The 6,685-nt window shown below is 46.6% G+C and carries 3 protein-coding genes; all 3 read right to left on the reverse strand.

Annotated features, from left to right (window positions below):
• Window positions 1–483: 483 nt before the first annotated feature.
• Window positions 484–2,526 (reverse strand): NACHT domain-containing NTPase, encoded by a 2,043-nt coding sequence (locus tag H6S82_RS13435; protein ID WP_347339497.1) that lies wholly within the window; start codon window positions 2,524–2,526, stop codon window positions 484–486.
• Between the two features lie 26 nt (window positions 2,527–2,552).
• Window positions 2,553–4,703: a metallophosphoesterase gene (locus H6S82_RS13445; protein ID WP_199315125.1), complete on the reverse strand. Its 2,151-nt coding sequence runs from the start codon at window positions 4,701–4,703 to the stop codon at window positions 2,553–2,555.
• A gap of 381 nt (window positions 4,704–5,084) precedes the next feature.
• On the reverse strand, window positions 5,085–6,685 hold a 1,601-nt coding region (locus H6S82_RS13450), incomplete at its 5' end, for a tetratricopeptide repeat protein (protein WP_206756866.1).

The raw sequence follows: 6,685 nt of genomic DNA on the forward strand, positions 1-6,685 counted from the left end.
GTCATTTAGGCTTTAATAAAAATGCGCGTCAGCGCATTACCGCTCTTGTGTCACTCGCTTGCAGGGAAAAAATAGTAATCGACTGACCAAGTATGGAAACAGCGATTTGGATATCTTAGTAGAGCTTTTTAATCTCATTTCCAAGCTGGAAATATTATATTTATACTGGGCTGTATGCTGGTTTTTTTGGAATAGTAATTATGGCAAGTAGGCTCGCGAGTGATAGTTTCGTAGATTGTACCTATAAATATAACTGTAAAATTTGATTCCCCTTACACGTAGTTACCCCTCTTCTGTCACTTTGGGTGATCGCAAACGCTGAAACCCTGATGTAAGGCGAGTTTTCCCAATTGAATTATGTTTTTTAGTTTCTATCAAAAACTCACCGCTCAAATTCTTAACTAAGAAGGCTTTCATAATTTAGCTTCAATCGTGATTTTCCGAGAGTGACAGAAGAGGGGTATGGTTTTCAGATCCATATTTCTAGGCGCAAGATCCGAGTTTCTCAATCTCCGCGATTGGTAACAACAACGTTTCCTCAATCTCCATCCTCACTTCATTATTCACTGTACAACTGTTATTTAGGCAATCTACCAGCAACTTGTTGGCATCGTAATAGTGCCGGAGCAATTGATGTTGCTCATTGCTGAACTGCCAATCGTGTCCGATGTTGCAATAGTCTATTATGACTGCTCGCAGTTGCTTTATCCAGGCTTGCCCATTAATTTGCCACCATTGCTGGAAGTTTTCCCAGTTGTCTTCAGATATATGGGGTAGCTGGTTTCCAAGCATTTGCAGGTTGCGATCTAATTCCGGCTTGTTGAGGGTACGAACAAGGGTTTGGGCGAGCTTGATATCAAGGCTGCGGTTGCGAGGGTGGTTAAGGCTGTAACCAAGAGCAAGGGCATAAGTGTGACTGCGTTCACGGGCAAAGAGGGCGCACTCTTGGGTAAGATTACGGTCAAGGGCGAGGGCAAGAGTATAGTCGCGATTACGGTCGCGGTCAAGGGCAAGGGCGAGGGCGTCTGAAAGAGTGCGTTCAATGTCGAACCCATGAGCGAGGACGATCGCAAAATAGAAAGCCCGAATCGCAGCAGGCTTATAGGGGGCTTGTACAGAAGTAGATTTCTGCTCCACCCAAGTTAAGAACTCCTGCAACTTGGCACTCTCTACCAACGCTCGATCGATCTGCTGCTTCATCAATTGCACGAGTCGATCCGTAGGTTGCAGCATCTCCGTTGCCAACAGAAACACCTCCCGCCAAGGAGGTTCTATCACATGAGTGGCGAGGGCTGGTAAATCCCTCGATTGCAGGTAATGGCAAGCAGTGAAATATTCCTGAAACGTCAGGTGCGAGAATGACCAAATCCGCTGTGCCCGTTCGATGAGTAATCCATGCTGTGTCTCTATTGCCTTGAGGACAGGGCTACTGTCTGTGGAGGAAATCTGGAGATGCTCGGCAATGTAGCCCTCAATTTCCTGTTGCTCAAACAACACAAAGTTTTCTAGTTGTTGGAACTTGCGAAATGCCAGCTCGCTCAGCAGCTTTTCCTTTTGCTCCAGTGTTAGCTGCCGATAGATTCCGTTACCAACCTCTCGTGTAATTTCCCGGTCTTCATCCCACTGCTTCAATAAGAGATTCAGCCCATCTCGGTATAATGCAGATCTCTGTTTGGGCAGATCCTGCAAGTCACTAAACACTGAACAGGTCAAACTCAACAAGATGGGAGTCACTGCCAAGTCAGCAATTTGCCGATTTGACTCCAGCTTTTCTAGGAACTGCTCCTTTAATGCCGTTCCCTGCTTGGGGTCTGTAAAGGATGCAGTAAACCAGTTTTCGACAAAGATTCTGACTTGCTCCGGACTAAAGTCTGCAACTTCGACGTACTCAAAGGGAGTGGGTAGATTGTATTCCGTCGTTTGGGTTCGGCAGGTGAGGATGATGTGGTTTTGGTCGTAGTCCTCTACAAACTTAACAATTTGATTTCGCACTGATTTACGAAACTGACTGGATACCTCATCCAACCCATCTAACAAAATCAAAACCCAACCCTGCTTAAGGATTTGCTCCGTCTGCTGCTGTTCCGGCAGCCTCAAGGCTTGATGAATTAAACGCAGTAAATCAAACTGACTGGCGTCTACATCTCTCAAGGCAATCAAAACTGGGATATGCCCCGGTAAAAACTCACCCCGGCAACAGGCAACCGCTAGATGCTGCAAAAAGGTACTTTTCCCGGCACCTGGTTTACCCAGCACCATCAACTTGTCCAACCGTCGAGCAATTTCCAATCCTTGCGCCCGTTTGTCACTTTGCCGTGCCCCTAAGCCAAGGCGATCGAAATACCTCAACGGATCAACCCCGTTCAACAAGTCCTCAATTTCTGCCCGAAATCGACTGGTCACTCTCTCCAGCAAATAGACCTCAACATACAGCTTGTCTACTTCCACCTGCTGGAGATTAAATAAGCGAATCTTGCTATATTTCCTTTCCAATTTAGAGCAGTGGTGCGATCGCACTTTCTGCACCAAGGCATCAATCGAGTTAGCTGCCGTTATTCGTTCTTTTTTTTTAGAACTGGAGTTAGATAATCTGGAAGGCTTTGTAAATCAATGGCATTACAGCCAAACTCATAAGCCTCCTCAAAAGTTTTATTGTTAGCTAAGGCACGATAAAATCCTTTAGAAAAATTAATTGCAGCTTCATCCCCGATCGCTTGATTCATCCCTACCACATAGTCAATGTGCTGCCTGATTGCCTCTGCCTGTACATCCGAATAACAGGCATTGAGTACCACACACCGCACATGCTTGGTGAGTAATTTGAACAGCCTAGCTAGGGCATCAGTTGACACAAGCTGCACTGTTCCCATTTCATTTTCAAGTGCCAATCCGTTCACTCCTGTTCCATGCCCACAAAAATGAACAATTTCTGGCTCTATGTCGAGAAGGGCATCTTGCAAATCATCAGGACGAACTGCCCATTGCTGCTCTAAGGAAAAGCGATCGCCGTACTTTGCCAGTCGCAACGCAGTCTTGATTTCACGTACCTCTTTATCAAGGCGCAGTCTTGCCTCATTCACTGGACTAGATGCCAGAGTCAAGATGGTACGCTTGGAAGGTAAATCTGGAGTCATGTTTGTGGACTTGGATGTTTCCCAAAAGTGATTAGATTGTTGGTGGATGTTGCCAACTGTAATGTTTTGAGCTTGGACATTCGTGAGAATATTCTGTTGGGGATTCGGGACATTGCCCTGAGTTGCAGTTTTTAACTGACTGGAGGACTGAGCTGCCTGTTTTCTGTTACCATACTGCAACGCAATAGTGTACCTAGGTTTTGGATCATTCTTGTCAACCCACCGGGCATCCGCTGACCAAGCACCATCAACTTTTTCCTTCTTGCGCGTCTCAACGGTCAGTTCTCCAGTTTCCGGATCGAGAGTCAGCAAGTTGTACTGAAGGGGAATGCCTGTCACCTGTTCGTGAGTCGGTGCGCCAAAGGTTCCGGCAGCGATTATCCGCACTCCTCGCTTGGTGTCGTACTGAAAATTCTCATCCTTGGCTTCGTGAATGTGTCCGTGAATGCCAAGCTGGAATCCATGTACCGCTAACTGTTCTAGAAAAGCGGGATTTTTCATGGACTCGGAACCATTGACGGGATGATGCCAAACCGCAATTTTCAGCCAATCGTCGTAGTTCTCACTCAGAATTTGGTCAACAGCATTGGCGATCGCATTCGCATAAATGCCAGCGCGATCGCGGTAATGATGGTCGATTTCCCAGCAGGAGTTGAGGGCAAGGAACAGGATTTTGTCTTCTGGGCAGGGATGGAGGATGGCTTGCTGGCCGTACTCTAGGGGATACGGTTTGCCGTAGACTTTTTTGTAGAAGCGATCGCTGAAGTAGGCAAAGCGCTGTTTGTATTCTGCTTCGTCACAAATCAACGCCCCAGCACCGCCAGCCTCAATGTATCGCCCTTCGGGTAAAGGGTTGGGCAGCTTGCGCTTGGGAAAAAAAGGATAGGCAGCTTCGGATAAGTCCCAGTTGAGGTCGTGGTTGCCAGGAACGATAACGACGCGGTTGGGGTCGAGTCCGTAGCGTTTCACTAGCTTATCCACCAGGTAAAACGCAGCGTCGTACTCGTCCTCAGTGGAACGGTTAGCAATATCGCCGGAAACCACCAGGTAGTTGAGCTGCTTGATATTGAGGTTCTGCGTGAGGTCAGTAGCAAGTTGGGAAAAGTATCGGTTTGCCTGCTCGACGGTTCCCAGATGGATGTCAGACAGGTGGAGGATACGGATACAGTTATCGGAGTCTGCCATGTACTGCTGGTGGTCTTGGCGGAAGGCTTTCACTTCCTGCTGGGTACGTTTTTCTACTGTAGCTTGCAGTTGTTTTTGCTTGTCGAGATAAGCGCGATCGCTTTTGTATTTTTCCTCGATACTGCGGGGAATCAGCACGGCAGTATCGCAATACTGACAGCGAATCTCTAGTTTGCCTGCCTGCACCCGTGTTTCAATTGCTTTTCTATTTCTAACCTCTTCTCCACACTCAGGGCAGTAGAGGCGGATGCGTTCTTGCAGGTCAATACCTTTAGTGTACAGGTGGTTTTTGATAAAGCGGATGAAGGTGACGCGATCGAAGTCGCTTACGCCAGGATAGAAGTAAATCTCTAATTCCCCCGTGCCTTCTGCCACCTGTTGCATGGCAAAACCGAGGTGAGGTCAGCAGTTGTCTATCTGGTGACCATTCTAGTTGAGTGATTACGTCTGTGTCGCACCGGATTTCATGCCGGAGTTTTAATCCAACTAGATTTTTTTCGTTATCGCTCGTCAATTTAGCCCTCCTGAATCAAGTTACCCATATTCAAATCACTGCTCATCTGGGACATTTCATGCCTCTATTTTGGAACAGTGTTCAACAAAATGACGGCCCCCCAAGTTACCCATTCGAGAAAGCTCTCAACCCAGAAGTAGGTAGTGGGAGAGAGTTTGAGAGAAGCGACAAGGCATAGCATAGATAAGAGCGATCGCGTTTTGAAGTTGAAGGGTAGGCAACACTCTTGTGGAGCAGGCATCATGTCCACTTTATTCGGATTGCTCAAGGCTTGCTTGAACTTCGGCAAGGATAGCCTGAATTGTTGGACTATCTGGCAACGCTTCTAAATCAGCGCGTCCTTCACAAATTGCTTGCCTTAAGAAACTTGCAAAATTTCTCCTGAACATAACCATACGGGGATGCTCCGACCCTAATTGGCACTCACCAACCGTCAAAGATTGCACATACAACAATTGCGCTTTGCTGTAGCAACATTGAGCTTCGTATAGTACTGCCAAATTATTAAGAGTGAGTGCTACATCGGGATGCTTTTCTCCAAGCCTGTTTTCCTTCAACTCTAAAGCTCTCAAATACAGAGGTTCGGCTTTGCTATAATGTCCTTGACGATAGTAAACCTTAGCTAGATTATCTAGGTTACTTGCCACGTTAGGATGATTTTCTCCAAGTAAGCGTTCGTTGAGTTCTAATGCTTGCTTATATAGAGGTTCCGCTTCGTTGTAACGACTCTGCTTCCAGTAAAGAAATGCCAGATTATTTAGAGCCGTTGCTACGTGAGGATGATTATATTCAAGCAGACGTTTACTGATTTCTAATGCTTGAAAATAGAGAACTTCTGCTTCGCCATAACGTTTCTGAGATGTGTAAAGATTCGCTAGATTATTGAGCGTAAGTGATACGCCAAGGCTTTCATGACCCAGCAGTTCTTGCCTTAGTTTCAAAGCTTGGAGATAAAGTTGTTCAGCTTCATCGTAGCGTCCCTGATCATCGTAAACCTTAGCTAGATTATCCAGATTAGTTGCAACGTCAGGATGATTTTCTCCAAGCAGGTGTCTATTGAGTTGTAATGCTTGCATATAAAGAGGTTCAGCTTGGCTGTAGCGCCCCTGTTGCCAATAGAGAAATGCTAGATCGTTCATACTTTGTGCCACAGCAGGATGCTCAGAACCAAAGCGGGTTTGAGCAATGGTTAAGCACTTCCTGTGCAAAGTTTCCCCTTGGTCATAAAACCCTTGACGTTCATAGAAACCGCCCAAGATATTAAAATAGCCAACTAAATCCTCATCCATGAGATAGGAAGCTAAATAGTTAGCCACTTCTACCATATGGGGAATGGTGGGGCTGAAGAGGGCAAACTGCTCAAGAGTGAGTGAGTGGCGGTCAGGAATTTGCTTTGCCACTGTTGCCATTGCCGCCGCAAAGGCTCGTTTGAGTTTATCTGCCTCGGCTGACTGTGCCAACTTCTCCTGAAAAAATTCTCGAATCAGTTGATGCAGGCGGTAGGTATCCTCTCCCTGAATTAGATGCAAACCTTCCAACTCGACTCTGGCATCTTCTAGATCTTCAGCGTCTTTACCTGTAGCTACGCTTTCCACCAGTGACCAAGGAATGGGAGCTAAAGCAAACAAACTCAGCAAACAACCTAAATGCTGAGCTTCCTCACTCAACTCCTCCCAACTCAATTCAAAGGCAGCAGCAACTCCTCGCTTAACATTCAGCGTCCATGCCGGGTCATTCTTGTCCCGCTCGAAAGATTCCTGCTTGAGTCTTTTTTTTTCCAGTCGTCGCAGCATTTCTGCCAGAGAAATCTTCCGCTTCTTCACATAGCGCCCTACCAAATTCAGCGCTAGTG

The sequence above is a fragment of the Planktothrix sp. FACHB-1355 genome, assembly GCF_014748295.1.
GTDB lineage: Bacteria > Cyanobacteriota > Cyanobacteriia > Cyanobacteriales > Aerosakkonemataceae > Aerosakkonema > Aerosakkonema funiforme_A.